The 26,504-nt window shown below is 69.9% G+C and carries 26 protein-coding genes; 11 read left to right on the forward strand and 15 right to left on the reverse strand.

Features of this window, described 5'->3' with window-relative positions; all coding sequences use genetic code 11:
- Positions 1 to 8: 8 nt before the first annotated feature.
- Positions 9 to 1,025 carry an acyl-CoA thioesterase gene (locus QNO12_RS15865; RefSeq protein ID WP_257501186.1) on the reverse strand — a complete coding sequence of 339 codons (1,017 nt, stop codon included), beginning with the start codon at positions 1,023 to 1,025 and terminating at the stop codon, positions 9 to 11.
- A gap of 144 nt (positions 1,026 to 1,169) precedes the next feature.
- Here QNO12_RS15865 and QNO12_RS15870 point away from each other — a divergent pair, with 144 nt between their 5' ends.
- Both QNO12_RS15870 and QNO12_RS15875 read left to right on the forward strand, forming a co-directional pair.
- On the forward strand, positions 1,170 to 1,925 hold the full coding sequence (locus tag QNO12_RS15870) for an IclR family transcriptional regulator (protein ID WP_257501185.1): 756 nt from the start codon (positions 1,170 to 1,172) through the stop codon (positions 1,923 to 1,925).
- Positions 1,926 to 2,209: 284 nt separating this feature from the next.
- Entirely contained in the window at positions 2,210 to 3,394 is a 1,185-nt protein-coding gene (locus QNO12_RS15875; protein WP_257501184.1) for a 4-hydroxybenzoate 3-monooxygenase, read from the forward strand.
- 307 nt (positions 3,395 to 3,701) lie between these two features.
- Here the strand turns inward: QNO12_RS15875 and pcaC are convergent, their stop codons facing one another.
- From pcaC to QNO12_RS15930, 11 genes are all read right to left on the reverse strand, one after another.
- On the reverse strand, positions 3,702 to 4,100 hold the full coding sequence (gene pcaC, locus QNO12_RS15880; protein ID WP_257501183.1) for a 4-carboxymuconolactone decarboxylase: 399 nt from the start codon (positions 4,098 to 4,100) through the stop codon (positions 3,702 to 3,704).
- Complete coding sequence (locus QNO12_RS15885) at positions 4,097 to 4,861, reverse strand: alpha/beta fold hydrolase (protein WP_257501182.1); 765 nt, start codon at positions 4,859 to 4,861, stop codon at positions 4,097 to 4,099. Before QNO12_RS15885 ends, pcaC begins: the two co-directional genes overlap by 4 nt.
- Positions 4,858 to 6,279 carry a lyase family protein gene (locus QNO12_RS15890; protein ID WP_257501181.1) on the reverse strand — a complete coding sequence of 474 codons (1,422 nt, stop codon included), beginning with the start codon at positions 6,277 to 6,279 and terminating at the stop codon, positions 4,858 to 4,860. Before QNO12_RS15890 ends, QNO12_RS15885 begins: the two co-directional genes overlap by 4 nt.
- Complete coding sequence (gene pcaG, locus QNO12_RS15895; RefSeq protein WP_257501180.1) at positions 6,269 to 6,835, reverse strand: protocatechuate 3,4-dioxygenase subunit alpha; 567 nt, start codon at positions 6,833 to 6,835, stop codon at positions 6,269 to 6,271. Before pcaG ends, QNO12_RS15890 begins: the two co-directional genes overlap by 11 nt.
- The gene (gene pcaH, locus QNO12_RS15900) at positions 6,835 to 7,698 is read right to left on the reverse strand and encodes a protocatechuate 3,4-dioxygenase subunit beta (protein WP_257501179.1); all 864 of its coding nucleotides are present in this window, start codon (positions 7,696 to 7,698) and stop codon (positions 6,835 to 6,837) included. The genes pcaG and pcaH overlap by 1 nt, the downstream gene beginning before the upstream one ends.
- Positions 7,699 to 7,783: 85 nt before the next feature.
- Complete coding sequence (locus QNO12_RS15905) at positions 7,784 to 8,548, reverse strand: IclR family transcriptional regulator (protein ID WP_257501178.1); 765 nt, start codon at positions 8,546 to 8,548, stop codon at positions 7,784 to 7,786.
- Positions 8,549 to 8,706: 158 nt separating this feature from the next.
- Complete coding sequence (locus QNO12_RS15910; protein ID WP_257501177.1) at positions 8,707 to 9,984, reverse strand: ABC transporter substrate-binding protein; 1,278 nt, start codon at positions 9,982 to 9,984, stop codon at positions 8,707 to 8,709.
- Entirely contained in the window at positions 9,981 to 11,057 is a 1,077-nt protein-coding gene (locus tag QNO12_RS15915; protein ID WP_257501176.1) for a branched-chain amino acid ABC transporter permease, read from the reverse strand. Before QNO12_RS15915 ends, QNO12_RS15910 begins: the two co-directional genes overlap by 4 nt.
- 20 nt (positions 11,058 to 11,077) lie before the next feature.
- Positions 11,078 to 11,959: a branched-chain amino acid ABC transporter permease gene (locus QNO12_RS15920; protein ID WP_257501175.1), complete on the reverse strand. Its 882-nt coding sequence runs from the start codon at positions 11,957 to 11,959 to the stop codon at positions 11,078 to 11,080.
- Positions 11,960 to 11,962: 3 nt separating this feature from the next.
- A complete protein-coding gene (locus QNO12_RS15925; RefSeq protein WP_257501174.1) occupies positions 11,963 to 12,673 on the reverse strand; it encodes an ABC transporter ATP-binding protein in 711 nt (236 codons plus the stop codon).
- Positions 12,660 to 13,442: an ABC transporter ATP-binding protein gene (locus tag QNO12_RS15930; RefSeq protein WP_257501173.1), complete on the reverse strand. Its 783-nt coding sequence runs from the start codon at positions 13,440 to 13,442 to the stop codon at positions 12,660 to 12,662. The genes QNO12_RS15925 and QNO12_RS15930 overlap by 14 nt, the downstream gene beginning before the upstream one ends.
- A 245-nt stretch (positions 13,443 to 13,687) precedes the next feature.
- On the opposite strand from QNO12_RS15930, the gene QNO12_RS15935 reads away from it, so the two are divergent.
- Positions 13,688 to 14,554, forward strand: a complete 867-nt coding sequence (locus QNO12_RS15935) for an IclR family transcriptional regulator (RefSeq protein ID WP_257501172.1) — start codon at positions 13,688 to 13,690, stop codon at positions 14,552 to 14,554.
- Between the two features lie 52 nt (positions 14,555 to 14,606).
- On the forward strand, positions 14,607 to 15,725 hold the full coding sequence (locus QNO12_RS15940; protein ID WP_257501171.1) for a 5-methyltetrahydropteroyltriglutamate--homocysteine S-methyltransferase: 1,119 nt from the start codon (positions 14,607 to 14,609) through the stop codon (positions 15,723 to 15,725).
- A gap of 108 nt (positions 15,726 to 15,833) precedes the next feature.
- Here QNO12_RS15940 and QNO12_RS15945 read toward each other — a convergent pair whose 3' ends face one another.
- Entirely contained in the window at positions 15,834 to 16,619 is a 786-nt protein-coding gene (locus QNO12_RS15945; protein WP_257501170.1) for an NAD(P)-dependent oxidoreductase, read from the reverse strand.
- A gap of 93 nt (positions 16,620 to 16,712) precedes the next feature.
- Between QNO12_RS15945 and QNO12_RS15950 the strand changes: the two genes are divergently transcribed.
- Positions 16,713 to 17,375 (forward strand): GntR family transcriptional regulator, encoded by a 663-nt coding sequence (locus QNO12_RS15950; protein WP_257501169.1) that lies wholly within the window; start codon positions 16,713 to 16,715, stop codon positions 17,373 to 17,375.
- A 152-nt stretch (positions 17,376 to 17,527) separates the two neighbouring features.
- Here the strand turns inward: QNO12_RS15950 and QNO12_RS15955 are convergent, their stop codons facing one another.
- Entirely contained in the window at positions 17,528 to 18,880 is a 1,353-nt protein-coding gene (locus QNO12_RS15955) for an aminomethyl transferase family protein (RefSeq protein WP_257501168.1), read from the reverse strand.
- Positions 18,881 to 18,992: 112 nt separating this feature from the next.
- On the opposite strand from QNO12_RS15955, the gene QNO12_RS15960 reads away from it, so the two are divergent.
- The 3 genes from QNO12_RS15960 to QNO12_RS15970 all read left to right on the forward strand — a co-directional run bounded on the left by QNO12_RS15960 (position 18,993) and on the right by QNO12_RS15970 (position 22,259).
- Positions 18,993 to 19,940, forward strand: a complete 948-nt coding sequence (locus tag QNO12_RS15960; protein ID WP_257501167.1) for a LysR family transcriptional regulator — start codon at positions 18,993 to 18,995, stop codon at positions 19,938 to 19,940.
- A gap of 101 nt (positions 19,941 to 20,041) precedes the next feature.
- On the forward strand, positions 20,042 to 21,022 hold the full coding sequence (locus tag QNO12_RS15965) for a PDR/VanB family oxidoreductase (RefSeq protein WP_257501166.1): 981 nt from the start codon (positions 20,042 to 20,044) through the stop codon (positions 21,020 to 21,022).
- A gap of 28 nt (positions 21,023 to 21,050) precedes the next feature.
- Complete coding sequence (locus QNO12_RS15970) at positions 21,051 to 22,259, forward strand: cytochrome P450 (RefSeq protein WP_257501165.1); 1,209 nt, start codon at positions 21,051 to 21,053, stop codon at positions 22,257 to 22,259.
- 65 nt (positions 22,260 to 22,324) lie between these two features.
- Here the strand turns inward: QNO12_RS15970 and ligM are convergent, their stop codons facing one another.
- Positions 22,325 to 23,731, reverse strand: a complete 1,407-nt coding sequence (gene ligM / locus QNO12_RS15975) for a vanillate/3-O-methylgallate O-demethylase (RefSeq protein ID WP_257501164.1) — start codon at positions 23,729 to 23,731, stop codon at positions 22,325 to 22,327.
- Positions 23,732 to 23,953: 222 nt separating this feature from the next.
- On the opposite strand from ligM, the gene QNO12_RS15980 reads away from it, so the two are divergent.
- From QNO12_RS15980 to QNO12_RS15990, 3 genes are read left to right on the forward strand one after another with little or no spacing between them, the layout of a single operon-like run.
- Positions 23,954 to 24,709, forward strand: coding sequence for a PIG-L deacetylase family protein (locus QNO12_RS15980; RefSeq protein ID WP_257501163.1), 756 nt, complete (start codon positions 23,954 to 23,956; stop codon positions 24,707 to 24,709).
- Positions 24,706 to 25,410 carry a 4-carboxy-4-hydroxy-2-oxoadipate aldolase/oxaloacetate decarboxylase gene (locus QNO12_RS15985; RefSeq protein WP_257501162.1) on the forward strand — a complete coding sequence of 235 codons (705 nt, stop codon included), beginning with the start codon at positions 24,706 to 24,708 and terminating at the stop codon, positions 25,408 to 25,410. The genes QNO12_RS15980 and QNO12_RS15985 overlap by 4 nt, the downstream gene beginning before the upstream one ends.
- The gene (locus QNO12_RS15990) at positions 25,403 to 26,503 is read left to right on the forward strand and encodes a PrpF domain-containing protein (protein WP_257501161.1); all 1,101 of its coding nucleotides are present in this window, start codon (positions 25,403 to 25,405) and stop codon (positions 26,501 to 26,503) included. The genes QNO12_RS15985 and QNO12_RS15990 overlap by 8 nt, the downstream gene beginning before the upstream one ends.
- Position 26,504 lies beyond the last annotated feature (1 nt).

Raw genomic sequence — 26,504 nt, forward strand, 5'->3', positions numbered from 1 at the left:
CGGGAGCGTCAGGGCTCGAGGGTGAGTGCAGCCGGGATGGGGACGATATCCTCCCGCAGCTGGATGATCTGCCTCGCGTGCTGGGCGATGCGCACGTCCTCGTCCGACGTGGGCGTCCACTGCCGCACCGGCAGCGCTCGTCCCGAGCGGCCGGGCACGACGAACACGCTCATGCACTGGGTGGTCAGGGACAGCTCGGCCGGCCGACGGGGGTCCGCGCTGGAGACGCGCACGTTGATGTGCATGCTGTGCTCGCCGGTGTACATGAGGCGGGCGTCCACGACCACGAGATCGCCGATGCGGACGGGCGCGAAGAAATGGATGCCGCCGGAATAGACCCCGATCGCTTCGCTGGCCCCGTCACCGTCCTGCGCCCACGCCGCGGCGCACGCGTAGGCGGCCTCGTCGATCCAGCGCATGACCGTGCCGCCGTGTGCGTTGCCGCCCCAGTTCACGGCCTCCGGGGGCACGAGGAACCGCAACGTCGTGCGCGGAGCACGACCGGCCTCGGTGTATTCCTCGTCGAGCATGAGGCGCTTGATCTGGTCGCGGGCCGGCATCCGCTCGAGCGCGGCGGCGGCGAGCCGACGATCGGAGGGCGACGTGGGGACCCACTCCGGCACAGTCGCCGCGGTGCCGTCGGCTCCCTTGGCGACGAAGATCAGGATGCACGTGGTCGCCGGTGTGTACGCGTGGACATTGACGTCGCTGGAGGAGACGGTCACGACGACGTGCATGCTCGTTCGGCCGGTGTGCACGAGGCGAGCCACGACCTCGATGATGCTTCCCGGCGGAATGGGCCGCTGATGACGCACGTTGCCGACGTAGGCCGTCACGCAGTACGTCCCCGCCCAGCCCACCGCGCAGGCGTAGCCGGCCTTGTCGATCCACTCCATGACGCTGCCGGCGGCGACCGAACGTCCGCCCGCCGCCGTGTCGCCGGGCTCGCTCATGAACCGCAGCGTGACGCGGTCATCCCGTGCGGCAGCGGCGGTGACGGGGAGCGCGGAGTCCGAGGGGGGCACGGCGCCAGCATAGGCCGAGAGGAACGCCGCGGGTGCGGCTGCGGGCTGCGCGGGCACGCGGCTGGCCGGGTGAGTGCGGTGTGCGGCTACGGGCGGGCAGGGTGACGCGGCTGGCTGCCCGAGTGGGTATGGCACGCTGGGCGCATGGCCAACTCGCCGTCGGGTGACTCGCTCACCGAGCGCATCGTCCGCATCCTCGAGACGTTCTCGGCGGAGCGCACCGTCCAGACGGCCGCGGAGATCGGGCGCCGTGCTGGACTGCCGTCATCCACTGCGCATCGGCAGGTGGACGCGCTGGTGGCGGCCGGCCTGCTGGAACGCGACGACGATGCCCGCGTACGTCTGGGCATGCGGCTGTGGGAGCTGGCGCTTCGCGGCTCCGAGGCCCTGCGGCTGCGCCAGGCAGCGATGCCCTTCATGGAGCGCGTGCAGGCGGCGATCCGCGAGCACACGCAGCTGGCCGTGCTCGAGCAGGACGAGGCGCTGTTCCTCGAGCGGCTCTCGTCTCCGGATTCCGGAGCCAACATCACGCGGATCGCCGGGCGCCTCCCGCTGCACGCGTCCTCGTCCGGACTCGTGCTGCTCGCGTTCGGCCCCACCGAGCTTCAGGAGCGGGTGCTCGCGGCTCCCCTGTCGCGCGTGTCCGCCGAGACGATCACGGATGCCGCGGCCCTGCGCCGCACGCTCGCCGATGTGCGGCGACAGGGGTACGTGATCGCGCCCGGCTCGATCGAGGCTGTCTCGACCGGAGTCGCCGTCCCGGTGCGCGACGGCGCGGGAACGGTTCTGGCGGCACTGTCCGTGGTGCTCCCCCGCGATGCCCCCACCGCCGCGGCACTCGAAGAGCTCCGCGCCGCCGCGGCCGGCATCCGCTCCGCCCTCGCGGCCGACCGGCGCTGACCCGCGGCCGGCTCGCCCGCTCGTTCGCCCGCTCTCCCGTTCACTCGCCCTCTCTTGTTCCCTCCCTCTCTCGTTCCCTCCCCCTCTTGTTCACTTGCCCTGGATGTACGCGAAACGCCGCGCGCGCCGTGCATCCACGACCACCGAATCGGGGTCGTGATCGAGGCGGGGCGCGAAGGACACAGCATCCCGTTCAACGGGAATGCATGCCGTTCGGAGGCGGTGACCGGTCACACTGGGGCGAGGCATCCCATGCGATCCCATCCACCGTCAGAGGAGACGACATGACCGACCCCGTCCGCACCCGCGTCGCCATCATCGGTGCCGGCCCGGCCGGCCTGCTGCTCTCGCACCTGCTCGCGGACGCCGGCATCGACTCGATCGTGCTCGACTCGCGATCGCGGGAAGAGATCGAGACCACCATCCGCGCCGGCATCCTCGAGCAGGGGACCGTCGAGATCCTCGACGAGTCGGGTGCCTCGGATCGCGTGCGCACGGTCGGGCACCGCCACGACGGCATCGAGCTGCGCTTCGCCGGCGAGGGGCACCGGATCGACTTCGCCGACCTGGTCGGCCGCGGCGTGTGGCTCTATCCGCAGCACGAGGTGCTCAAAGACCTGATCGCCGTGCGCCTGGCGGCGGGTCAGGACATCCGCTTCGGGGTCGCCGCCGACCGGGTCGACGGCGCCGAGAGCGACCGTCCCCGTGTGATGGCGAGGGATGCCGCGGGCCGGGCGATCGAGATCGAGGCGGAGTTCGTGGTGGGCGCCGACGGATCGCGCAGCGTCGCGCGCGCGGCAGTGACCGGCTCCTCTACGGGTGGGTACTTCCGCGAGTATCCGTTCGCGTGGTTCGGCATCCTCACCGAAGCGCCGCCCAGCGCACCGGAGCTCATCTACAGCAACTCGCCGCACGGCTTCGCCCTCATCAGCCAGCGCAGCGCGACGGTGCAGCGGATGTACCTGCAGTGCGACCCGGACCTGGATCCGAATTCGATGAGCGAGCGGCAGATCTGGGACGCGCTGCAGGCCAGCGTGGACGGGCACGATCTTGTGGAGGGTCCGATCTTTCAGCGCGACGTGCTGCGGTTCCGCAGCTTCGTCGCCCATCAGCTGCTGCGCGGGCGCGTGGCCCTGATCGGGGATGCGGCGCACACGGTTCCGCCGACCGGCGCGAAGGGGATGAACCTCGCGGTGGCCGACGTCGTCCTCCTGGACAAGGCGCTGCGGGCGCTGCTGCTCGAGAACGACTCACGACTGCTGGAGGCCTTCCCGGAGAAGGCGCTGGATCGCATCTGGAAGGCCCAGCACTTCTCCTGGTGGATGACGAGCATGCTGCACGTCGCGCCGGATGCCTCCGACTTCGACCGCCTCCGGCAGCTCGGCGAGCTGCGCACCGTCGTGGAGTCCGAGTCGGGCCGTCGCTACCTCGCCGAGGCGTACACCGGCTGGCCGCTCGCCGGCCGCTGACCCGCGGCGCCTCCCGGCCCGCGAGAGTGCACGTCCCGGCCCGCGAGAGTGCACGTTCAGCTCGCGAGCGTGCGCGCTCAGCCCGCGAGAGTGCACGTCCCGGCCCGCGAGAGTGCGTTTCGCGCTCGCCAGGTTGCGCCCTGCTGCGCGCGCACGCACCCTCGGCAGCCGCAACGCGCACCCTCGGCAGCGGCAACACGCACCCTCGGCAGCGGCAACGTGCACCCTCGGCAGCCGCAACACGCACCCTCGGCAGCCGCAACACGCACCCTCGGCAGCCGAGCACCACGGAGCGCCACGGAGCGCCTTACAGCTCGTCGGCGAAGACCTCGCTCGCGATGCGATACGCCGTGTTGGCGGCGGGGACGCCGGAGTAGATCGCGCTCTGCAGGATCACTTCCTTGATCTCGTCGAGGCTCAGCCCGTTGCGGCGGGCGGCACGCAGGTGCATCGCGAGCTCCTCGTGATGCCCGTGCGCGATCAGCGAGGTCAGCACCGCGATCGACCGCGACCGGCGGTCCAGACCGGGGCGGGACCACACGTCCCCCCAGGCGACCCGGGTGATGAAGTCCTGCCACTCCGTGGTCAGCGCATTCGCGCCGGCCGTCGAGCGGTCGACGTGCTCGTCCGAGAGCACCTCCCGGCGCACCACCATGCCCTGGTCGTAGCGCTCCTGGTCGGAGAGTCCTTCGCCTGCGGGTCTCATGATGCCTTCCTGACGAACTCCAGCAGCGCGGCCGCGACTGCCTCCGGCTGTTCCGCGGGCGGCAGGTGAGCGGCATCCGCGATGGAAACGACCGTGCCGCGCCGAACGCCCGCGGCGATCTCGGTGGACTTCGCCTCGGGCGCCACGGCGTCGTACTCACCCCACATCGCGAGAATCGGGACCTCGATGCGGCTCAGCCGATCGCGCACGTCGTACGCCGCGAGGGCTTCGCAGCACAGCGCGTAGCTCTCGTCGTCGGCGTCCTGCAGCGCGTGCAGCAGCCGCCCGGACAGCTCGGGCCGCCGTGCGATCGAGTCCGGCGCGAACCACCGCTGCGCCGAGCCCATGATCACGCTCGAGGTCGACTGCGCGCGCACCTGCGCAGCGCGCTCGTGCCATCCCGTCGCGTCCCCGAGCTGAGCCCCGGACGCGATGATCGCGGCACGGCGCACCAGCGACGGATGCCGCAGCGCCAGGGCAAGGCCGACCGCTCCGCCGAGCGAGACGCCGGCGTAGCCGAACGGCTCGCCGGTCCCGGCGGCGACCGCATCGGCCAGCTCCTCGACGGTGAACGGCTCGGATGCCGCGGGCGAGGCGCCGTGACCGGGCAGGTCCCAGGCTGCGACGCGGTAGTCCGTCGCAAGCAGCGGGAGCACGTCCTCCCAGAGGATCGTGGACGTGCCCAGCGACGGTCCGAGCACCACGAGGGGCGCACCGGCCGGACCCACGGGCGTGGTGAAGGAGACGGTGGGAACGGTCACGGGCGGGGGCCCTCCTCGAAAGCGTCGGTGGCGTCGGGCGCGCGCCGCAGCGCGGCGTCCGCGAGTGCGGGCGCCAGGCCGAGATAGCGTGCGGGGTCGACGAGCTCGCCGACATCCAGTGCGGATGCCTCGGGCAGGGCTCGCAGGAGTCCCGCCAGGTCACCGCCGGCCGCGGCGTCGACGATGAGCGAGTCGAATCTGGCCTTGCCGATCAGCGGCACGAGGACGATCCCGAGCCGCTCGCTGACGATGAGCCCGTTCGTGAGGTCCAGGTTCTCGCGGGCGCGACCGGCGTCGAGGGACAGACCCGCGGCCAGGTGCGCGGCGCGGGCGGAGGCGCCCAGCGTCAGACGCAGCAACTCCTGCAGGGCGGGCCACTCGGCGTGCCAGGCGCCGTCGGGACGTTCGTCCACGGCCAGTCCGGCGGCCAGGTGCAGCTGGGCGGCGAGCCCGGGGGCGCGCATGGCGGCGGAGCGGAGCAGGACGGCATCCACCGGGTTCTGCTTCTGCGGCATCGCGGACGAGCCGCCGCCTTCGGCAACGGCCGCTTCGGCCACCTCGGTGCGGGCCATGCCCGCGATGTCCGAGCCGAACATCCCGACCGCGGCGACCACGGCGGCCAGCGCATCGCCGAGCTCGGTGACCGGCCAGCGGTCGGTGTGCCAGGGGGCCGCCGGCGCCTGGAGTCCGAGCTCGTGGGCGTACCGTGCCGGCAGATCGGCTGCGGCGGCGGCGCCGAAGCGCTCGACGAAGGCGGCGAGCGTGCCACCGGCACCGCCCAGCTGAGCCGGGAGGCGGGAGGCGGCCTCGTCCAGGCGGTGGCGCGCGCGGTCCACCGCACGCAGCCAGTTGGCCGCCTTCAGCCCCAGGGTCGTGGGCACGCCGTGCTGGGTGAGCGTGCGTGCGGCCGCGGGGTCGTCGCGGTGGGCGCGGACCAGCCTCGCCAGCGCGTCGGCTGTCTGCGACAGGCTCTCCGCGACGGCTACTGCCACGTCGCGTCCCACGGTCATCAGCGCGGAGTCGAGGATGTCCTGACTCGTCGCGCCGACGTGCACCCAGGCCGCGGCATCCTGATCCTGCTGCGCCACGCTCGCCTTGATCAGGGGAATCAGCGGAATGACCGGGTTGCCCCCGGCGACCGAGTCCCGGGCGAGCCGGCCGAGGTCGATCGCCGGCGGGTTCCGCCGCACCCCGTCCACCGCGATGCCGGCGGCCTGCGGCGCGAGGCCCGCAGCGACCAGCGCGCGCGTGAGGGCGAGTTCGGCGCCGACGAGGTGTGCCAGCACGACACGATCGGATGCCGCATCCCCCGCCCCGATCAAGACCGGGGAGAGCAGTCCGACGTCGTCCGCCGAGGTCGTCGCGCCGTCGGCGGGCGGCGCCGCGAGCGACTCGGCGGACGATGGGTCAGAAGGCAAGGAAGACGGTCTCCTTCTCGCCCTGCAGCCGGATGTCGTGCCGCAGGTACCCCTCCGGGGTGCGCGTTGCGATGAGCGTAGCGCGCTCCTCCGGCGTGAGCGAGGACAGCAGCGGGTCGGCATCGAGCAGCTCGGGGTTCTCGGGCAGGTAGATGCGCGTGTGCAGTTTGTCCGGCATCCCCCGCGCGAACACGACGACCGCGAAGAACGGCGCCTTGCCGTCGATCGGGCCGGGGTTGCGCGTCCAGAACTCGAAACCGCCCTCGTCCGTGGTCGCGGAGCGGCCGAACCCGGTGAAGGTGTGGTCATCGCGACGGCGCGAGCCACGGCCGCGCGGCACTCGGCCGTCGGAGTCGGCGCCGAAGATCTCCACGATCGCGTCGGGGATGGGCGCGCCGTCCCCGTCGTACAGCGTGCCGCCCAGCACGATCGCGCCGGCGCTGTGCGGGAAGGCGACCTCGTGCTTCTTGTCGTAGTCCAGGCCGAACGCGAAGAACGGCCCGATCGTCTGACCGGGGGTGGCCTGATGCGTCTTGGGCTGGGTGGGTGCGGGCATCAGTGCTCTCCCTCGGGTTCGAACCAGGTCGCGTCCGGGCCGTCGACGACGATGTCCCACCGGTAGCCCATCGAGAACTCCGGGACGGTGAGATCGTGGTCGTACGCGCCGATGAGGCGGTCGCGGTCGGCCTGGCGCGGGATGGTGTTGTAGATCGGGTCCAGGGCGAACAGCGGGTCGCCGGGGAAGTACATCTGCGTGATGATCCGCTGCGTGAACGCGCTGCCGAACACCGAGAAGTGGATGTGGGCGGGGCGCCACGCGTTGACGTGGTTCTTCCACGGGTACGGTCCCGGCTTGATGGTGGTGAACTTCCACTCGCCGTTGTCGTTGGTCACGATGCGTCCGGCGCCGGTGAAGTACGGGTCCAGCGGCGCGGGGTGCTGGTCGCGCTGGTGGATGTAGCGGCCCGCGGCGTTGGCCTGCCAGATCTCGATGAGCTGGTTGCGCACCGGTCGGCCCCACGAGTCCAGCAGGCGCCCTTCGACGGTGATGCGCTCGCCCTGCGGCTCGCCGCGGTGCTGCAGCGTCAGGTCGGCCTCGATGGCCGCGACGTCGCGCTGCCCGTAAGCCGGCGAGAACAGCTCGATGGTCTCGGGATCGACGAGCTTGAGGTCCTTGGTGGGGTGACGCAGCAGGCTGGAGCGATACGGCGGGAAGTCGTGCAGGGTGGCCCGCAGCTCCTCGCCGGACTCGTCGCGGCGCGCGTACTCGGCGTGCAGCTGTGCGATCTCTTCGTTGATCTGGCGCTGCGAGGGCATGTCGGCCGAGGCGAGCAGCGACTCGGGCGCCGCAGCGGTCGGTTCGATGATCACCGAGGACGAGAATGCCTCGCCAATCGGGTCCGGACGGGTGATGGTCATGGGGTCTCCTTCGACGCGCGCTCGTTCCGGAGCACGCAGATCAAGCGTCCCATCCGGCCGGACCGCCGACCGCACCGACTCCCACTCAGTGGGAGTCGCGCAGGTCGCGGCTCAGATCCTTCGCCGCCTGCACCACCAGGCCGCCCAGGCGACGCTCGTCCGCGCTCTCCAGGTGCACCACGATGCCGATCGCCGCGGGCGGCAGCGCCTCGGTCGGGGGCAGCGCTGCGGCCACCGATACGTTCCCCAGCGTCATCTCCTCACGGGTCGTCGCGTAGCCCCGAGTGCGGGTCCGGGACAGGTCCGCCCGCAGCGCCTCCTCCGAGGTGATCGACAGCATCGTTTCGCGCCGCAGCGGCACGGAGAAGAACCGCGCGAGCCATGCTTCGTCACGCGTGGCCAGCAGAGCCTTGCCGACGCCGGTGGCGTGCAGCGGATGCCGGCCGCCCATCCGACTCAGCGTCGGAATCGACCCCTTGCCGGTGACTCGGCCCACGTACAGCGCGGTCGCCGACTCCGGCGTCGGGGCATCCAGGACCGCCAGGTGCACGTTCTCGCCGGTGGCTTCGTAGAGGCGCAGCATGTGCGGCAGCGCGGTCTCGCGCAGCCGGAGCGAGAGCGGAGACAGCTCGCCGAGCTCCCACAGCCGGGCGCCGACGGTGTACCGGTGACCCGGTGCCCGGGCGAGCAGGCCGAACTCGATCAGCTGCGCCATCAGGCGATGCAGGGTGGAGGGCGCCAGGCCGGTGCGCTCGGCGAGCTGGGTGGCCGACAGCGACGGTTCCGCTTCGCTGAAGCACTGCAGCACGCGCATCGCGCGGGTCAGCACGCCCTCGCCGCTGTCGCTCATGAAACGCCTCCTCGCCGAGGCTAACCGACGCGCTCCGATTCGGCGGACCGGCCTCGGCCGGCCCGGGTGCCATCCCCTGCAGCGGCAAAAGACCGGGGCGATCCGCGTTTCCGCGGACCGCCCCGGTCCCGTCATCGATTCAGCTCAGCGGACGTTGCTCATCCGAAGACGTCGGCGTTGGCGTAGCCCTTGCCGTTGTACTTCTGGACGATCACCTGCGAAACGGCAGGCTTCCCGTCGACCGTGGTGTCGATGACCGATCCTTCGAGCATGAACGGCGCGGAGAAGTCCTGGATGCTCATCAGCGCTTCCATGAAGGACTCGCGGGTGGGCTCTTCCATCTTCATGAACGCCTGCTCCAGCGTCGCGCCGGCGATCCAGCTCCACACGCAGTGCGGGAAGGCGGGCACGCCCTCCTGGTTCGTGTACTCATCGATGGCCGCGAGGAACGCCTTGCCCTCTTCGCTCTCCTGGAAGGCCGGGCTGGCCGCCGACTCGGAGAACGCCACCGTGTAGACGCCGGGGAAAGCCTCCGCGTGGACGTCGGGCTGCTGGAGGATGCCACCGGGGCTGGAGGTGTTCGAGGGCAGGAACCAGCTGGGCAGCCAGCCGAGCTCCTCGGTCTTCTTCAGCGCCGAGATGACCAGCGGGGTGATCGACATCGCGTTGAAGAACACGTCCGCACCGCTGGAAGCGAGCTCGGTGAGCTGGGCGTCCACCGAGGTGTCCGTGGCCTCGTAGGTGAGCTCCTCGACGATCTCGATGTTGGACGCACCCTCGATGGCCTCCTTGAAGCCCTCGACGTAGCCGTCGCCGTAGTCGTCGTTCTGCGAGAGGATCGCGACCTTGTGGTCTTCACCGGACTCGGCGAGCAGTTCGCCGAACGCGCCACCCTCCTGCTGGTAGATCGGGACGAAGCCGATCTGTTCGGGGCTCTCCTCGCGATCGCTGAACAGCGGGTCACCTGCCATGACGAGCACCTGCGGCACGCCCTCATCGATGGCCGCATCGCGCCAGGCGCGGTTGGTCGGCGTGCCCAGCCCGACGCCGGCGGCGAACACACCGTCCGAGACCATCTGCTGGAAGTTCGTCAGCGCCTTCTGCGGGTCGTACCCGTCGTCGTACGCCTTGATCTCGATGGTGCGCGTCTTCCCGTCACCGAATTCGATGCCGCCCTCGTCGTTCTTCACGCCGAAGTACGCCAGGGCGCCGTCGACGGTGCAGTTGCCGGGTCCGGCCGTGCCGCCGGTGAGCGGGCTGGTGATGCCGAACGTCAGACTCGTGTCGGTGATGCCGGGGCTCGCCTCGGCGGGTCCCTCGCTGGCGTCTCCGCCGTCGCTCGCGCCGCCGCGCGCGCAGCCTGCGGCCAGAACGGCGACGATGCCGATTCCGGCGACGACCGAGGTGATCCGCACCTTCTTCCGGAGTGTGCTCATGTGTCCTGCCTCTTTTCTTGTGACTGTGTGGGTGTGGGGGGAGTGGATGGATCCGACGTCACGCTGGGCGCCACGGTGGCCGCCGCGGTGTTCTGCTGTTCCGGCGCTGCGCCGGCGGGGTTGCCGTTGTGGCCGTTGCTCTTCTTGCGACGCCACAGTCGCGGCAGCGACACCAGTCCACGCGGCAGGACGAACAGGATCACCAGCAGGATGACACCCTGCAGCACGGCGGTCAGGCTCGAGTCGATGGCGTTGGTCACCTGCGGGGCCAGGACGTAGTACGCCCCGCCCAGCAGCGAGCCGACGATGCTGCCGGCGCCGCCGATGACCATCGCCGCAAGCAGCGTGATCGAGTGGCCGAAGCTCATCGTCTCGGGCGAGGTGTACTGCACCACGACCATGTAGAGGAAGCCGCTGACCCCGCCGATGAGCGATGCGATCGTGAACGCCAGCACCTTGTAGCGGTACGGCGAGATCCCCATCGACGAGGCGACCGCCTCATTGCCCTTGACGATCGCGAAGGCACGCCCGTACTTGCCGCGTACGAGGTTGCGCGTGAGCAGGAATACGACCGCCGCGACTGCGATCACGATGTACAGCTGCCACTGGTCGTCCGCCAGACCGGTCCCCTCCGGCGCGCCGGAGAACCGCGCGGACGTGCCCTGCGACCCGCCGGTGACTTCGGAGAGTCGCTTGGCGAGCGGAACACCGACGATCGGCAGCGCGATGGTGACCATCGCGATCGCCAGGCCGCCCAGCCGGGCCGCGGCCAGAGCGATCACCAGGCCGAAGATGCCCGGGATGAGCGCGGCCAGAACGAACACGAGTGCGATGTTCCAGTCGTTGTTCACCCCGTAGGCGGTGACATACGCGCCCACGCCGACGAAGAAGATCTGGCCGAGCGAGACCTGCCCGGTGTACCCCATCACCACGTTCAGCCCCAGCACCGCCACGGCGAAGACGCCGATGCGCGCGAGCGTCTGGTTGACGAAGACCGGGAAGATCAGCGGCGCGATCACGAGGATCACCACGATCAGCAGTACGCCGACCCACCGCACCCACGGCTTGCTCATGAATCCTGCTGCCTGGGCCATCACACTCGCACCACATCTTTCCGGCCGAACAGGCCCTGGGGGCGCACGAAGAGTACGACGAAGATCAGGATGAACGGCACGGCGATCTTGAGATCATGACCGATCAGAGGAACGTACACGGCGGCGAGGTTCTCCAGGACGCCGATCAACCAGGCGGCGATCACCACACCCAGCGGGCTGGACATTCCGCCCAGGATGACCGCGGCCAGCGCGTACACCAGCGCGGAATCCATCATGCCGGGTGTGAGCGTCAGCGACGGGGCGATCAGCGCACCGGCGATCGCGCCGAGCGCTGCCGCCAGTCCCCAGCCGACCATGAGCAGGCGCCCGACCGGCAGACCCGAGAACGCCGCCGACTGCGGGTTGACCGCCACGGCGCGCAGGGCCAGGCCGAGCTTGGTGCCGATGAACAGCAGCTGCAGCAGGATCATGATCCCCACGATCACCAAGGTCGTACCGATCGAACGGATGCTGACCACGGCGCCGAGGATGTTGACGCTCTGCAGCGGGAACAGTGAAGGGAACTGGAGGTTGTTGAAGCTCCAGATCCATCCGGCGATGCCGGTGATCAGCGTCAGCAGGCCGATCGTGACCACGACCGCGGTATCCGGATCGCCGCGCTCGAACCGCCGCATCAGGAAGCGCTCGACCAGCGCTCCGAAGATGAACGAGGCGAGCACCGCGAGGAGGATCGCGATCACCAGCGGCACGCCGATCCGCAGGAACGAGTAGGCGAAGTAGGCGGACAGGACCGCCATCGCCCCCTGCGCGAAGTTGATCAGTCCGGTGGCCTGGTTGACCAGCACGATCGCCAGCGCGAGGGCGGCGTAGATCGAGCCGGCGGACAGGCCGTCGATGACCAGTTGAATGAAAGTGCCCATCGGTCAGCCTCCCAGATAGGCGCGTCGGATCTCGTCCATGCCCTTGAGCTCGGTCGAGGTGCCGGTCAGAACGCTGCGGCCGGTCTCCAGGACCGTCGCAGTGTCGACCAGGGTGAAGGCGAGATTCGCGTTCTGCTCGACGACGAGCATGGCGATCCCGGACTCTCGGCGAAGTCGGCCGATCGCCTGATAAACGTTCTTGGCGGTGCTCGGAGCCAGCCCGAGCGATGCTTCGTCCAGCAGCATCAGCCGCGGCTTGGCCATCACTGCGCGGGCGACCGCGAGCATCTGCTGCTCCCCTCCGGAGAGGGCGGAGCCGTGCGAACGGATCCGCTCCTTGAGATTGGGGAACAGGTCCAGGCAGTACTCGATGTCCGCCTCGATGCCCTTGCGGTCCTTGCGCAGGTAGGCGCCGACGCGCAGGTTCTCACGCACGGTGAGGTCCGCCAGCGTCCCGCGGCCCTCCGGCACGTGGGCGATCCCGAGAGCCGCGACGCGGTCCGGACGCATTCCCCGGATGTCCTTGCCGTCGAACATGATCTGCCCGCCGGCGCGCACGGTGCCGCTGATGGCGCGCAGCGTGGTCGTCTTGCCGGCACCGTTGGCGCCGAGGATGCCCACGGCACCTTCGTCGGGGACGGAGAGCGATACGCCTTCCAGGACCTGGACAGGTCCGTAGAACGCGGTCACATCGGTGAGCTCAAGCAGCGTCATCCGCGGCCTCCTTGCCGATGTAGGCCTCGATGACACGCGGGTCGGACTGTGCTTCCGCCGCCGTGCCTTCCATGAGCTTGCGACCGTGGTCGAGGACGACCACGCGGTCGGTCAGCGCGGCGATGAGACCCATGTGGTGTTCGACGATGACCACCGTGATGTCCTCCTCGTTGCGCAGTCGTTTGATGGAGGCGATGAACTGCTCGACCTCCGAGTGCGGCAGTCCGGCAGCGGGCTCGTCCAGCAGCAGCAGCTTCGGCTTGGACAGCAGTGCGCGGCACAGCTCGATGCCCTTGTGCAGCCCGTGCGACAGCTCGTCCGCGTGCAGGTTCGCCGCCCAGCCCAGGCCGTTGCGCTCGAGCAGATCGCGCGCCTCGGTGCGCAGGCTCTTCTCGGACCGCGAGGTGCGCGGCAGTCGCAGCGACCACTCCACGGGTCCGCCCGGCAGCCGGGTGTGCGCGCCGAGCAGCACGTTCTCCAGCACGGTCGCGTGCAGCTGCAGCGCGGGGTGCTGGAAAGTGCGCGCCAGGCCATGCCCGGCCAGCGCCGACGGCTGCGCGCCGGCGACGTCGGTCTCATCGATCATGATCGATCCCGACGAGGGCTTGTAGTGCCCGCTGATGCAGTTGAACAGCGACGTCTTGCCCGCGCCGTTCGGCCCGACGAGGCCGAAGATCGCGCCGGGTTCGACGTCGAAGCTCACCTCTTCGAGCACCTTGATACCACCGAAACGCAGCGAAACGTCTTTCAGCTTCAATCGCGCGGCCATTCGCCACCTCTCCCCGATCGCCCCATTGCTCGGGATGTAAAGCGATCTTTCACCACATGGAACGTTATGGATCGCGGACGAGATTGTCAACGATTTTGGAACGAGTTTCGAAATCGTGATGAATCCGCCGCTTAAAGGCTATTCCGGCCGCGGAAACACGCCGGGACCGGTTCCGTTCAATGGAACCGAGAATAAGATGACAGCCGGGCCGCATCGTGCGGCGACGCGCTCGATGAGGAGTAACAGTGGCACGGGCATCCGATGGCGAATCCGTCCTGTCCAAGCACCTTCGCGTGCTGGGCGCGTTCGAGGCGGCCGTCCCGTTCCTGACGCTGACCGAGATCGGGGAGCGCGCCGGGCTGGCACCCTCGACGGCGCACCGGATCGTGGGCGAACTCGAACGCGAGGGACTGCTGGAACGGCTGCCCGACCGCACCTACCGCCTGGGCGTGCGGCTGTGGGAACTGGCCTGCCGCACCCCCGGCGCGCTCGGCCTGAGGGAGCTCGCCCGCCCGTATCTGCAGGCCGTCCATGCGCGCGTGCGCCAGCACACGCAACTCGGTGTCCTCAGCGACACGGCGGTGCTGTTCCTGGATCGGCTCTCGGCGCGCGATGCCGTGGTCAACGCGACACTCATCGGCGGGCGGATCCCGCTGCACGCCTCCTCGAGCGGTCTGGTCCTGCTCGCGCATTCGGGTCAGGCGGTGGTGGATGCCGTCCTGGGCGCCCCGATGCGCCGCTACACCCCGCGCACCATCCGGACAGCCGCGGAGCTGTACGCGAAGCTGCGCCGGGTGCGCGCGGACGGGTGGGCGGTGTGCGACGGGCACATCCATCCGGAATCGAGGGGCATCGCGGTGCCCGTGTACGGCGCGCACGAGGACGTCATCGCGGCCATCGGCGTGGTGGTGCCCAATGACAGCACTCCGCCACTCGGGCACATCGAACTGCTGACCCGGGCGTCGCGCGAGATCACCGTCGCCATGCGGGCGGCGTACCTGCCGACCGGACACCCCGCCGCGACTCCCGGCGGCCGCTTCCGGCCGCTGGTGACCTCTTCGGTGCGGTCGATGGAGTACCTCGAATCGATCTCCGCGGGGGTCGCTCCGTAACGCCGGGACACGTCAGCGCGGCCGTCCGCACCCAGGAACTAGGGTTGTCCGCATGTCTGTGAACCCCCCGTTCCGCGCCGATATCGTCGGCAGTTTCCTGCGTCCCGAGGCCGTCAAAGCCGCTCGCGCGCGCCATGCCGCCGGCGAACTGGATGCCGCGGGCCTCCGTCTCGTCGAAGACGAGGCGATCAGCGCGCTGGTTGCTCGCGAGGCCGCCGCCGGCCTGAAGGTCGCCACCGATGGTGAGTTCCGTCGCTCATGGTGGCATTTCGACTTCTTCGGGATGCTGGAGGGCGTCAGCGTGGTCGAGCTCGACCACGGCATCCAGTTCCAGGGGGTCCAGACCCGCCCGCTCGGGCTGCACATCGACGGCGCCGTCGGCTTCCCCACCGACCACCCCATGATCGAGCACTTCCGGGCCCTCAAGCCGATCGCCGACGCCGCCGGGGTCGTGGCGAAGTTCACCATTCCCGCTCCGACCGTGCTGGATTTCCGGCTCGAGCGCGACGCGCTGCAGGGCTCGGTGTACTCCGGACACGACGACATCCTCGAGGACCTCGCTGCCACCTACCGCGGCGCCGTACAGGCCTTCTACGACGCCGGCTGTCGTTACCTGCAGTTCGACGACACCGCGTGGGCGTACCTCTGCTCGGACGTGGAGCTGGCCAAGGCCGCCGAACGCGGCATCCGCACAGATCATCTCGCCGAGCGCTATGCCTCGCTGATCAACGCCTCGCTGCGCGACAAGCCCGCCGACATGGTGATCACCACGCACGTGTGCCGCGGGAACTTCCGCTCGACGTGGATCTCGTCGGGTGGCTACGAGCCGGTCGCCGAGCAGCTGCTGGGCGAGACGGCGTACGACGGCTACTTCCTGGAGTACGACAGCGAGCGCGCCGGCGGATTCGAGCCGCTGCGGTTCCTGCCCAAGGGCGACAAGGTCGTCGAGCTGGGCCTGGTCACCACGAAGTCCGGTGCGCTGGAGAACCCCGACGAGCTGAAGCGCCGCATCGACGAGGCCGCGAAGATCGCGCCGCTGGAGCAGCTGGCACTCAGCCCCCAGTGCGGCTTCGCCTCCACGGAGGAGGGCAACGTCCTGACCGAGGCAGAGCAGTGGGCCAAGATCGAGGAGACCGTCGCGCTGGCGGCCGAGGTATGGCCTGACGCGTAGCCGACCGCCGCGCAGCGTGGCAGAGGGCCCGGGATGACCCCGGCCCTTCGTCATACGGTCAGTCGCTCACGCAGGTGAAGCGCACCGCCGTCGGGCGGCCTCTGCGTCTCAGGAGCGAGGGATCTGCGCGTTCTCCGCAGCGATGGCGTGCAGCCACGCGATCGTGCCGTCGGTCATCGGGTGCGGCGCATCGAGCGACCGCAGGAGCTCGCGCGCCTCGATCATCTCGGCCTCTCGGCGCACGGCGTGCTTGGTCGTCCCGTCGATGAGGTGATCCACCGCGGCGCGGTCCGGTGCGCCGAGTTCGGACGCGATCTGACCGATCAGCCACTCCTGCGCACCGAAGAGCTCGGCGGCGGTGACGCTCTCGACGACCACCGCGGCCAGGCCCTTCATGAACACGCTCCGCAGCAGCTTGAGCCGCGCCGCCGCTCCGGGTTCCGCGCCGACCTCGGTCGCCGGGATGCGCAGGTCGTGCAGCACCGGCTGCAGCCGTGCGACGCCCGAGCCGCTGAGCAGCAGCGGAGTGTCGATGCGGGCCCGGGGCACCGGTGCCATGATCGCGACGTCCACGAAGGGGATGCCCCGCTCGGCCGCCATGGCGGCCAGGCGCTGCTTGTCGGCCGGGCCGCTGGTGTTCATGTCGGCGTAGACGCCGGTGGGAACCATCGCCGGAAGCGCGTCCTCGAGGGCGGATGCGGCGGAGCTCGCGCCGACCAGGCTGAGCACGATGTCGGCTCCGCGTACCGCCCCGGGGATGTCGGCCGCACGGAGCACGTCGGTCGGAGCGATCCAGTCGCGCACATCGATCCCGATCACCGACGCCCCGCGCGCGGGCAGGTCGGTGGCGTAGATGCTCCCTGCTTCACCCAGTCCCAGAACCGCGATGCGCATACTGACCTCCCGCTGGCGGGCATTCGCCTCTATATTGTTGACAATAGTGGTTGGAGCTCGCGCTGTGGCCACGGCTGAGCCGAAGGAGACTCGATGTCGACGATCGCCGAGGACGAGGGCTCCGCCCCCGATACATCCGAACAGCGGGTGACGGACATCATCCGCGGCGCGATCGTGCGGGGCGAGTACGCCCCCAACCAGCGACTGATCGAGGCCGATCTCAGCGATACCTTCGGGGCCAGCCGCGCGACGGTGCGCACGGCCCTGCTGGAGCTGGCCAACGAAGGACTGGTCGAGCGGCTCCCCAACCGGGGTTCCCGGGTCCGCGCGATCTCGGTCGACGAGGCGATCGAGATCCTCGAGGTCCGCATCGGGGTGGAGGGACTGTGCTCCGCCAAGACCGCCGCCTCGGTCACCGACGACGAGATCCAGGAGTTCCTGCGCCTCCGCGAGGACCTGATCGCCGCGGTCGCCGACGGCGACCTCGTGGAGTACTCCCGGCTGAACCAGCGGCTGGACGAGCGCGTCCGCGTTCTGAGCAGACACGCGACAGCCGCCGAGGTGCTCGCCCGCCTGCACGCGCAGAGCGTGCGTCACCAGTTCAAGCTCTCGTCGCGTCCGCAGCGCGCGAAGGTCTCGGTGCTCGAGCACGCCGCGATCATCGATGCGATCGTCGCCCGCGACCCCGGAGCCGCGGAGCAGGCCGTGCGTGCGCACCTGCTGAGCGTCATCGGAGCCCTGCGCGAGATCGCCTGAGCTCCCCGCTCCCCGCTCCCCGACCGCGAGACTGCATAGGCGCCTCGAGACTGAGGAGATCTCCCCCAGTCTCGTAGTGCCCATGCAGTCTCGCGGGAAGGCGGACTCGCGGGAAGGCGGACTCGCGGGCGAGCAGCGCGCGGGCGCGGGCGTCAGCTCTTGCGGTAGTTCTCCCGGGCGAATGCGGAGTACGGCGCCGGCTGCACGGTCGCGCGCATCGACACCTGCCGGTGCTTCTCGACCGCGGGCTTGTGCGAGTTCGGCTCCTCGCCCCAGATCACCTCGACCTCGGTGCCGGGAGTCGCGTACTCGTTGTCGATGCTCGCAAGCGAGACGAAGGCATGCTCGTTCGTGATGTAGCCCACGTCGTGCGAGATCCCCACGTCTCTGCCGTCGACGAGCACCCGGTCCAGCTGGTGCTGTCCGTACCGGGCCTTGGGGAAGTCGATGTACTTGACCGGCAGCCCCGGCTCCAGCAGCGACTGCGCAGCCGATGCGACGTCCTCCGGGTTCCAGACCAGCGTCACCTTCTGGCGCGTCTGCGCGGCGGCGTGGCGCTCGAGTGCCGCACGGCCGATGAAGTCGTGGTCGAAGGCGACGCTGCGGCCGTAGCCGATGTCGTAGGGCGTGATGTAGTAGTCCTCGATGTCCTCGGAGTTCAGGCTCCCGGCGAGCGACCCGGTGCGGGTGACCGGCAGCCACTCGCGGTACGCCTGCGTGCCCTCGCCGCTGAAGATCGCCGGAAGCGGCGACGGCACCCACGCCGACTCGAGGTTCGCCGAGGAGTACGCCTTGGATCCGACCAGGACCAGGTCCAGGTCGGCGCCGGCCGCGATCAGAGCCGCGCGCACCCGTTCGCCGTCGGCCCACGGGCCGAACAGCTCGAAGCCGGGCTGGCCCGCCATGCCGTGGCGCAGCGAGCGCACCTCGACGCCGTCGATCGTGAACGTCGTCATGCCGAAGAACCTCGTCGCGGGCACCTCGGCGCCGGTGACCTTCTCCATCAGCGCGAGCGCGTTCGGGCCCTGCAGCTCGTAGCGGTACAGCTTCGGGTCGCCCTCGCGGACGATCGAGCTGGCGTCGCGCTCGAAGGACACGTCATAGTCGCCGGTCTCGCCGTGGTACTGCACCCAGTCCAGCACCATGTGCCATCCGACCAGGTCGAACGACTGCTCGGCGAGGTAGAACAGGATGGCGTCGCCGATCAGGTAGCCCTCGTGGTTGACCGCGATGAACTGCTTGGCCTGGTCGATCTGGAATTTCGCGAAGCTGTTGACCCCGACATCCGACAGGAGCCGGAGGGCGTCCGGACCGGTGATGAACAGGTCCGTCATGTGATGGGACTGATCCAGCAGCGCGACCGAGGTGCGCCAGGACTGCTGCTCGGAGCGCCAGTTGCTGAATTCGGGTGTCACCGGGAACACGGTGGGGCGCGCCTGTGCATTGCGCAGCAGGTCAACGGCACTGCCGGCGCGGGTGATGGCTTGCGCGAGTGACTCGGGCATGGAGACTCCTTCGTTCCTTGAGGCTTCCATGCTATGCATCAGCGCATATCGGACATACGATCTTGCATAAGCAGTGGTTATGCAAGCGAAAGGATGCCTTACCCGGCGCCCGGTGGACCTCAACCTGATCCGAGTCTTCGTGGCGGTGTACGAGACGCGCAGCCTCACCACCGCTGCGGCGCGATTGTATGTGACGCAGCCGGCGGTGAGCCAGGCGCTGGGCCGGCTCCGACGGGACCTCAACGACCCCCTCTTCCGCCGGGTGGGACGCGCGATGGAACCCACGCCGATGGCGGTCGGGCTGTTCCCCGGATTCCGGGACGGCATCGCCGGCATCGATCGCACGGTCGACGGCGCCATCGGATTCGACCCCGCCCGGTCGCGCCGCCGGTCGCGGATCGCCCTGTCGGAGCTCGGCGAGATCGGCTACTTCCCCTCCATCCTCCGTGCCGTCCGCTCCGCCGCGCCGCATCTGCGCGTGGAGGCGGTGCCGCTGGATGTCCAGGCGCTGCCGGACTGGCTCTCGCAGGGCACGATCGACCTGGCCGTCACGTCCTCCCCGGTGGCGGGCGGCTTCGAGCATGCTGTGCTCAAATCCCAGGCCTACGGCGTGCTCATGTCGCGCGATCATCCGCTGGCCGCCGCGACGGACGGCATCACCCTGGCCGACTACCTCGCCGCCGACCAGGTGGTCGTCGCGGGCGACTCCGGGCTGCCGCGGCTGGAGTCCGCATTCCGCAGGGCGGGCGCCGTGCTGCGCTCGGACGTCGTGCTCAACCACTTCGCCTCGCTGCCGCCGCTGCTGGCGACCAGCCCGGACCTGCTGGCCACCGTGCCGGACACGATCGCCGCCGGCTGGGCGCAGAGCTGGCCGCTGGTGGTCCAGCCGCTGCCACTGGACATGCAGGCCGTGGAGGTGTGCCTCTACCGTCGCACGACCACCCAGCAGCTGGGCGCCCTGGACTGGCTCTACGAGACCGTCGAACGGGCCGTGCGCGGCACCCACGGCGAGTTCTTCGCGATCCACGGTGCGGCTCGCGCCGCCGCCCGTCCGTCCTGAGCGCTGGATTCCGTTCAACGGAATGTGGCTTCGGGCCGCTCCGGCGCGCGCGTAGCGTCCCGGGAGGGGCGGCGCCGATGCCGCCCGGCAAGGAGCTCCGGATGGTCGACACGCTGGCCACGGCATCCGCTCGCCGCAACGCCGCCCACGGCGGCACGCTCGTGGTGACCGGCAGACGCGACGTGGCGCAGGATGTCGTCGAACTCACGCTGGCCCGCCCCGGCCGCGAGCGGCTGCCGGACTGGGCGCCGGGCGCGCACATCGACATCGTGCTCCCGGACGGCACCACCCGCCAGTACAGCCTGCTCGGCGACCGCTGGGATGCGCACAGCTTCACCATCGCGGTGCTGCGCGAACCCGTCGGCCGCGGCGGCTCCGAGCACATCCACGCGCAGCTCAGCGTCGGCGACACGGTCGGCTTCGGCGGCCCGCGCAACAACTTCCGCCTCTCCCCCGCTCCCGGCTACCTGTTCATCGCCGGCGGGATCGGCATCACTCCGCTGATGCCGATGATCCGCCAGGCCGAGCTGCTGGGCGACCCGTGGCGGCTGCTGTACCTGGGCCGCTCCCGCGCACGGCTGGCCTACCTCGACGAACTGGCGGGGTACGGCGAGCGGGTGACCGTCCACACCGCGGACGAGCGCGGCCGCGCGGTGATCGACGACTGGATGCCGGATCCCGCCGTCGCGCCCCTCGTCTACGCGTGCGGACCCGAGCGCCTTCTGGACGCGGTCGACCGGTGGGCGGCGCCGCTGGGCCGCCACCGCGTCCGCCTGGAACGGTTCACCGCGCGCGGCGATGTGGACCGCCCCACCACGGCCTTCGACGTGGAGGTGGCCAGCAGCGGCGCCGTCGTCACGGTGCAGAAAGACGAGTCGATCGTCGACGCGCTGCGCCGCATCGACGTGGACGTGATCACCTCCTGCGCTCAGGGCGTCTGCGGAACGTGCGAGACCGGCGTGCTGGCCGGCGTCCCGGACCACCGCGACTCGCTGCTGAACGAGGCCGAGCGCGCGGAATCGCGCTGCCTGTACCCGTGCATCTCCCGGGCGGTCTCGGACCGCCTGGTGCTGGACCTGTGAACGACCGACCGAATCACGAAGGAAACCCATGAGCATCGTCGAGTCCCCGAGCACGCCGGATGCGGCATCCATCGATCCGTTCGATCTGGAGTTCCTGCGCGATCCGCTGCCGCACCACGCGGTGCTGCGCGACGCCGGACCCGTGGTCCGGCTCGAGAAGTACGGTGTGTACGCGATGGCGCGGTACGACGAGGTGCACGCCGCCCTCGTGGACTGGCAGAACTTCCAGTCGGCGGCCGGTGTCGGCCTGTCCAACTTCCGTCACGAGAAGCCGTGGCGGCCGCCGAGCGTGCTGCTGGAGGCCGACCCGCCGCGCCATGACGCGCCCCGCGCCGTGGTGGCGCCGCTGCTGACCACCCGGCGCCTGCGCGATCTGGAGCAGAGCTGGCGAGCGGATGCCGCGACCGTCGTGGCGGCGGTCCTCGATCGCGGCGACGAGTTCGACGCGGTGACGGATCTGGCCGAGGTGTTCCCACTGCGGGTCTTCCCGGATGCGGTCGGCATCGGCACCGAGGGCCGCGAGAACCTGCTGCCCTACGGGGACTTCGCCTTCAACGCGTTCGGCCCCCCGAACGAGCTCGTCACCGGCGCCGCGCCGCATATGCCCCCGGTCACCGAGTGGATCGGCCGGCAGTGCCTGCGCGAGAACCTCACCGACGACGGGTTCGGCGCGCAGATCTGGGCGGCCGCAGATCGCGGCGAGATCTCCCCCGAGCACGCCCCGATGATCGTCCGCTCGCTGCTGACGGCCGGCGTGGACACCACCGTGACCGGCATCGCGGCCATCGTGCACGCCCTGGCGCACAGCCCGGGCTCGGTCGCGCGGCTGCGCGCGGACCGTTCGCTGACGCGCACGGCATTCGAGGAGGCGGTGCGCCTGGAGTCCCCGGTGCAGACGTTCTTCCGCACCGCGACCCGCGATCTGCGCGTCGGCGACGTCGACATCGCCGACGGCGAGAAGATCCTGATGTTCCTCGGGGCGGCCAACCGCGACCCGCGGCGGTGGGCGGATCCCGACACGTTCGACCTGGACCGGGATCCCTCCGGACACGTGGCCTTCGGCATGGGCATCCACCAGTGCGTGGGCCAGCACATCGCCCGCCTCGAGGCGATCTGCGTCCTGGACGCGCTGCTGGACCGCATCGTCGAGGTCGAGCCGGCCGGCCCGGAGCGCCGTCACCTCAACAACACGCTGCGCGGCTGGGAGAGCATGCCGGTGCGCGTGCGGCGCGGCTGAGACCGAGCCGCCCGCGGGCATGCAGAAGGGGACGGATGCCGCGGCATCCGTCCCCTTCTCAGTGCTCAGTTTGCGACGCTGGCGGTGCGCCACCCACCCTGGTACTCGTTGCGTGCGGTGACCGCGTACGGCACCGGGCTGACGATCGCACGGACGGCGAGCTGATCGTGCGGCTGCACCGTCGTCTTCTTGGATCCGCCGTTGGGCTCGCCCCAGACCACGCGCACCTCGGCGCCGAGGGGGACGTCCACGTCGACGGTCGCAAGGGACAGTCCACGCTTCTCGTTGGCGGTCACACCGGTGAACAGCGACAGGCCGACGGTGTCGCCGTCCGCGTCGATCACGGCGTCGTAGTTCGACGATCCGTAGTTCGCGTTGGGCAGGTCGAAGACCTGGTAGCCGACGCCCTCGCGGTCGATCGGCGTGGTGAGCAGCTTCGCGAGGTCCTCGTCGTTCCAGGCGAGCGTGACCTTCTTGCGCTGCGATGCCGGGTCGATCTTCTCGAGCGCGTCACGGCCGATGAAGTCGTGGTCGAACTTCACGAACGAGCCGTATCCCAGCTCCCACGGGTTGAGGTAGTAGTCCTCGATGTCGTCCGAGACGAACGAGCCGGCGAGGGCGTTGATCGCCTCGTAGCTGTTGGCCGGCAGCCACTCGCGGTATGCGCGCTCGGTCTCGCTGGAGTAGATCGCCGGCAGCGGCGAGGGGATCCAGCCGGACTCGAGCGTGTTGGACGAGTAGGCGCGCGAGCCACACGGCTCGATGCCGAACTCGCGACCGGCCTCGAGGATCGCGTCGCGGATCTTGCCGTGCTGCTCGTACGGGCCCCACAGCTCCAGCCCGGGGGCGCCGGCCATGCCGTGGCGGAGGGTGCGGACCTTCTCGCCCGCGATGGTCAGCTCGCCCATGTGGAAGAAGCGGACCTTCTCCAGCTCGCCGCCGTTGAGCTTCTCGATGATCTGCCAGGCGTTGGGGCCCTGGATCTGGAAGCGGTAGTACTCGCGGTGCACGGCGGCGCCGTACGGGCGAGACGGCGAACGGTCGTCGTAGCGCGTCTCGACGTTGTAGCCGCCGGTCTCGGCGTGGAACTGCAGCCAGTTGGCGCCCGGGGCGCGGCCGACGTACACGTAGTCGTTCTCACCCTCGCGGAAGAGGATGCCATCGCCGATGACACCGCCGTTGGAGGCGGTCGGCACGAACTGCTTCGCCGTGTTCAGCGGGAAGTTCGCGAAGCTGTTGATGCCGGTTTCCGACAGCAGCTTCAGCGCGTCCGGTCCGGAGATGAAGAAGTTCACCATGTGGTGCGTCTGGTCGAAGAGCACCGCAGACTCGCGCCACGCGATCTGCTCGCGGCGCCAGTTGGTGAACTCGGCCGGAACGACCGGGTAGATGTACGTCCCGAGCTGCGAATTTCGCAGGTGTTCGACGGTGTTGCCCGCCTCGTCGAGGACTTCCTGCAGATTGCTGGCCATGTCGTTCCCTTCAACATCTTCGTCTTTGTGGTCCTGCCGCGATGATACGGAGAACATTTCCCTATGTCCAGAGGGATTTCAGGGTCACCAAAATTGTAACCAGAATCTTGACCATTGCGCTAGGGGTGTGGTTCTCTGGGTTCACGGGCCGGGCCGCGCTGCCCGCGGAGTTCCATGCCCGCCGTCCGCCCTCGTGCGGAGACCATCGAGTCAGGAGTTCCTTTGGCTGAGACAACCCGCACGCTTCTTGTGGTCAGCGCCCACGCCGGCGATTTCGTCTGGCGCGCGGGCGGCGCCATCGCCGCCGCCACGCTGCGCGGCGAGCGAGCAGTGGTGGTCTGCGTGTCCTATGGAGAGCGCGGCGAATCGGCCAGCCAGTGGCTGCAGGGCAAGTCGCTCGATGAGATCAAGGCCATCCGCCGGGAAGAGGCCACCGCTGCGGCAGCCGCGCTGGGCGCCGAGATCGAGTTCCTCGACGCGGGCGACTACCCTCTGCTCGAATCGACCGAGACCGTCGAGAAGCTCGTGGACGTCTTCCGCCGTGTGCAGCCCACCGTGGTGCTGACGCACCCGCTGGCCGATCCGTACAACGGCGACCACCCCGCGGCAGCGCGCATGGCGCTGCAGGCCCGCGTGCTGGCGCAGGCGATCGGTGTGGCCAACTCCGATGGCACCTTCCCGACCACGGACGAGATCATCGGCGCTCCGCCGGTCTTCTTCTTCGAACCGCACCAGCCCGAGCAGTCCGATTTCAAGCCGAACGTGCTCCTGGACATCACGGCCGCGTTCCCGCTGAAGCAGAAGGCGATGGAGTGCCTGCCTGCCCAGAAGCACATGTGGGAGTACTACACCTCGCTCGCGGTGCGCCGCGGCGTGCAGGTCAAGCGCAACGCCGGCCCGAACCTGGGGCTGCCGGTGGACACGATGGGCGAGGCGTACGTGCGCTACTACCCCGCGGTCACGGACATCCTCGAATGAGCGCCGGTCACGTCGTCGTCACCGACATCGCCCGGGCGGATGCCGCGACCGTCGACGCGCTCGCGGCGCTGGGTTCGGCGACCGTCCACGAGGCGATGGGGCGCATCGGCTACGTCGGCCCGCGCATCCGTCCCATCCAGCAGGACATGTCCATCTCCGGCAGCGCGATCACCGTCCTGACCGCCCCCGGCGACAACCTCATGGTGCACGCCGCGATCGAGCAGGCACGGGCCGGCGACGTCATCGTGGTCGTGCCCACGACCGATTCCCCGTATGGGTTCATCGGCGAGCTGATGGCCACGCAGATGCAGGAGCGCGGCGTGCGCGCCTACGTCACCTCCGGCGGCGTCCGCGACACCGGTGAACTGCGCGCGATGGGCTTCCCGGTGTGGACGGCGCACATCAGCTCCGAGGGCACAGTCAAGGACACGGCCGGCTCGGTCAATGTCCCCGTGGTGCTCGGCGGAGTCGTGGTCAACCCGGGCGACATCGTGGTCGCCGACGACGACGGCGTGACGATCGTGCCGCGCGCCCGGGCTGCACACACCCTCGAGGCCGCGCAGGCGCGCGCCGCCAAAGAGGCGGCGACCCGGCTTCGGTATCAGGCCGGCGAGATCTCCCTCGACGTCAGCTCACTGCGTCCGATCCTGGCCGATCTGGGCGTCCAGTACATCAGTCAGGCGGAATTCACCCGTGACTGAGGACGTGCGCGACCCCTCCGGCGACGGCATCCGGTGCATGCTCATGCGCGGAGGCACGTCGAAGGGCGCGTACTTCCTCGCCGAGGACCTGCCGGTGCAGCCCGCGGAGCGTGACAGCATCCTGCTGCGCGTGATGGGCAGCCCCGACCCCACCCAGATCGACGGTGTCGGGGGTGCGCATCCGCTGACCAGCAAGGTCGCCATCGTGTCACCCTCCGCCGAGTCCGACGTCGACGTGGACTACCTCTTCCTGCAGGTCGGGGTCGATCAGCCCACCGTGAGTGACGCGCAGACGTGCGGCAACCTGCTGGCCGGCGTCGGTGCGTTCGCCGTGGAGCGCGGACTCGTCACGCCCGGCGAGGAGACCACGACGGTGCGCATCCGGCTGGTCAACACCGGTGACCTGGCCATCGAGACCTTCCCGACACCGCGTGGGCGCGTCGATTACGACGGCGCCGCTTCGGGCACCGAGACGGCCATCGACGGCGTGCCGGGCACCGCTGCCGGTATCGAGATCCAGCTCAGCGCCGGTCCCGACGCGCGGCTGCTGCCCTCCGGCAACGTCACCGACGTGTTCGACGGTCACCGTGCCACGCTCATCGACAACGGAATGCCGGTCGTGCTGCTGCGCGCCGACGAGTTCGGCGTCGCCGGCACCGAGACCCCGGCGGAACTGGAGGAGCGCGCCGATCTGAAGGACGCGCTCGAGAGCATCCGCCTGCAGGCCGGTCCGGCGATGGGGCTGGGCGATGTCGCCGGCGCCACGGTGCCGAAGATGTTCCTCCTCTCACCCGCGCAGCAGGGCGGTGCCGTGTCGACCCGGGCGTTCATCCCTGCGCGCGTGCACACCTCGATCGGTGTGCTGATGGCCGCCTCCGTCGCCGCCGGCATCCGCATCCCCGGCGCGGTCGGCGCGGACATCGCGGCGCTCACCGACTCCGGCCCGGACGCCATCGAACACCCCGGCGGCACCTTCCCCGCCCGCGTGCAGGTGCAGCTCGGCGATGACGACCAGTGGCGCGCCACATCGATCTCCACCCGCACGGCCCGCAAGATCTTCGACGGCGTGGTCTATCCACGACCACGCCTGTAAC

This window comes from Microbacterium sp. zg-B185 (genome assembly GCF_030246885.1).
Taxonomy (GTDB): Bacteria; Actinomycetota; Actinomycetes; order Actinomycetales; family Microbacteriaceae; genus Microbacterium.

What these genes read in the sequence shown, in the direction of transcription:
- pcaH (WP_257501179.1), bottom strand. Translation starts at nt 7,698, where the DNA reads ATGACCATCACCCGTCCGGACCCGATTGGCGAGGCATTCTCGTCCTCG.
- QNO12_RS15930 (WP_257501173.1), bottom strand. Translation starts at nt 13,442, where the DNA reads ATGGCCGCGCGATTGAAGCTGAAAGACGTTTCGCTGCGTTTCGGTGGT.
- QNO12_RS15920 (WP_257501175.1), bottom strand. Translation starts at nt 11,959, where the DNA reads ATGGGCACTTTCATTCAACTGGTCATCGACGGCCTGTCCGCCGGCTCG.
- ligM (WP_257501164.1), bottom strand. Translation starts at nt 23,731, where the DNA reads ATGGCCAGCAATCTGCAGGAAGTCCTCGACGAGGCGGGCAACACCGTC.
- QNO12_RS15925 (WP_257501174.1), bottom strand. Translation starts at nt 12,673, where the DNA reads ATGACGCTGCTTGAGCTCACCGATGTGACCGCGTTCTACGGACCTGTC.
- QNO12_RS15875 (WP_257501184.1), top strand. Translation starts at nt 2,210, where the DNA reads ATGACCGACCCCGTCCGCACCCGCGTCGCCATCATCGGTGCCGGCCCG.
- QNO12_RS15915 (WP_257501176.1), bottom strand. Translation starts at nt 11,057, where the DNA reads ATGAGCAAGCCGTGGGTGCGGTGGGTCGGCGTACTGCTGATCGTGGTG.
- QNO12_RS15955 (WP_257501168.1), bottom strand. Translation starts at nt 18,880, where the DNA reads ATGCCCGAGTCACTCGCGCAAGCCATCACCCGCGCCGGCAGTGCCGTT.
- QNO12_RS15945 (WP_257501170.1), bottom strand. Translation starts at nt 16,619, where the DNA reads ATGCGCATCGCGGTTCTGGGACTGGGTGAAGCAGGGAGCATCTACGCC.
- QNO12_RS15870 (WP_257501185.1), top strand. Translation starts at nt 1,170, where the DNA reads ATGGCCAACTCGCCGTCGGGTGACTCGCTCACCGAGCGCATCGTCCGC.
- QNO12_RS15970 (WP_257501165.1), top strand. Translation starts at nt 21,051, where the DNA reads ATGAGCATCGTCGAGTCCCCGAGCACGCCGGATGCGGCATCCATCGAT.
- QNO12_RS15940 (WP_257501171.1), top strand. Translation starts at nt 14,607, where the DNA reads ATGTCTGTGAACCCCCCGTTCCGCGCCGATATCGTCGGCAGTTTCCTG.
- QNO12_RS15910 (WP_257501177.1), bottom strand. Translation starts at nt 9,984, where the DNA reads ATGAGCACACTCCGGAAGAAGGTGCGGATCACCTCGGTCGTCGCCGGA.
- QNO12_RS15905 (WP_257501178.1), bottom strand. Translation starts at nt 8,548, where the DNA reads ATGAGCGACAGCGGCGAGGGCGTGCTGACCCGCGCGATGCGCGTGCTG.
- pcaC (WP_257501183.1), bottom strand. Translation starts at nt 4,100, where the DNA reads ATGAGACCCGCAGGCGAAGGACTCTCCGACCAGGAGCGCTACGACCAG.
- QNO12_RS15950 (WP_257501169.1), top strand. Translation starts at nt 16,713, where the DNA reads ATGTCGACGATCGCCGAGGACGAGGGCTCCGCCCCCGATACATCCGAA.
- pcaG (WP_257501180.1), bottom strand. Translation starts at nt 6,835, where the DNA reads ATGCCCGCACCCACCCAGCCCAAGACGCATCAGGCCACCCCCGGTCAG.
- QNO12_RS15965 (WP_257501166.1), top strand. Translation starts at nt 20,042, where the DNA reads ATGGTCGACACGCTGGCCACGGCATCCGCTCGCCGCAACGCCGCCCAC.
- QNO12_RS15985 (WP_257501162.1), top strand. Translation starts at nt 24,706, where the DNA reads ATGAGCGCCGGTCACGTCGTCGTCACCGACATCGCCCGGGCGGATGCC.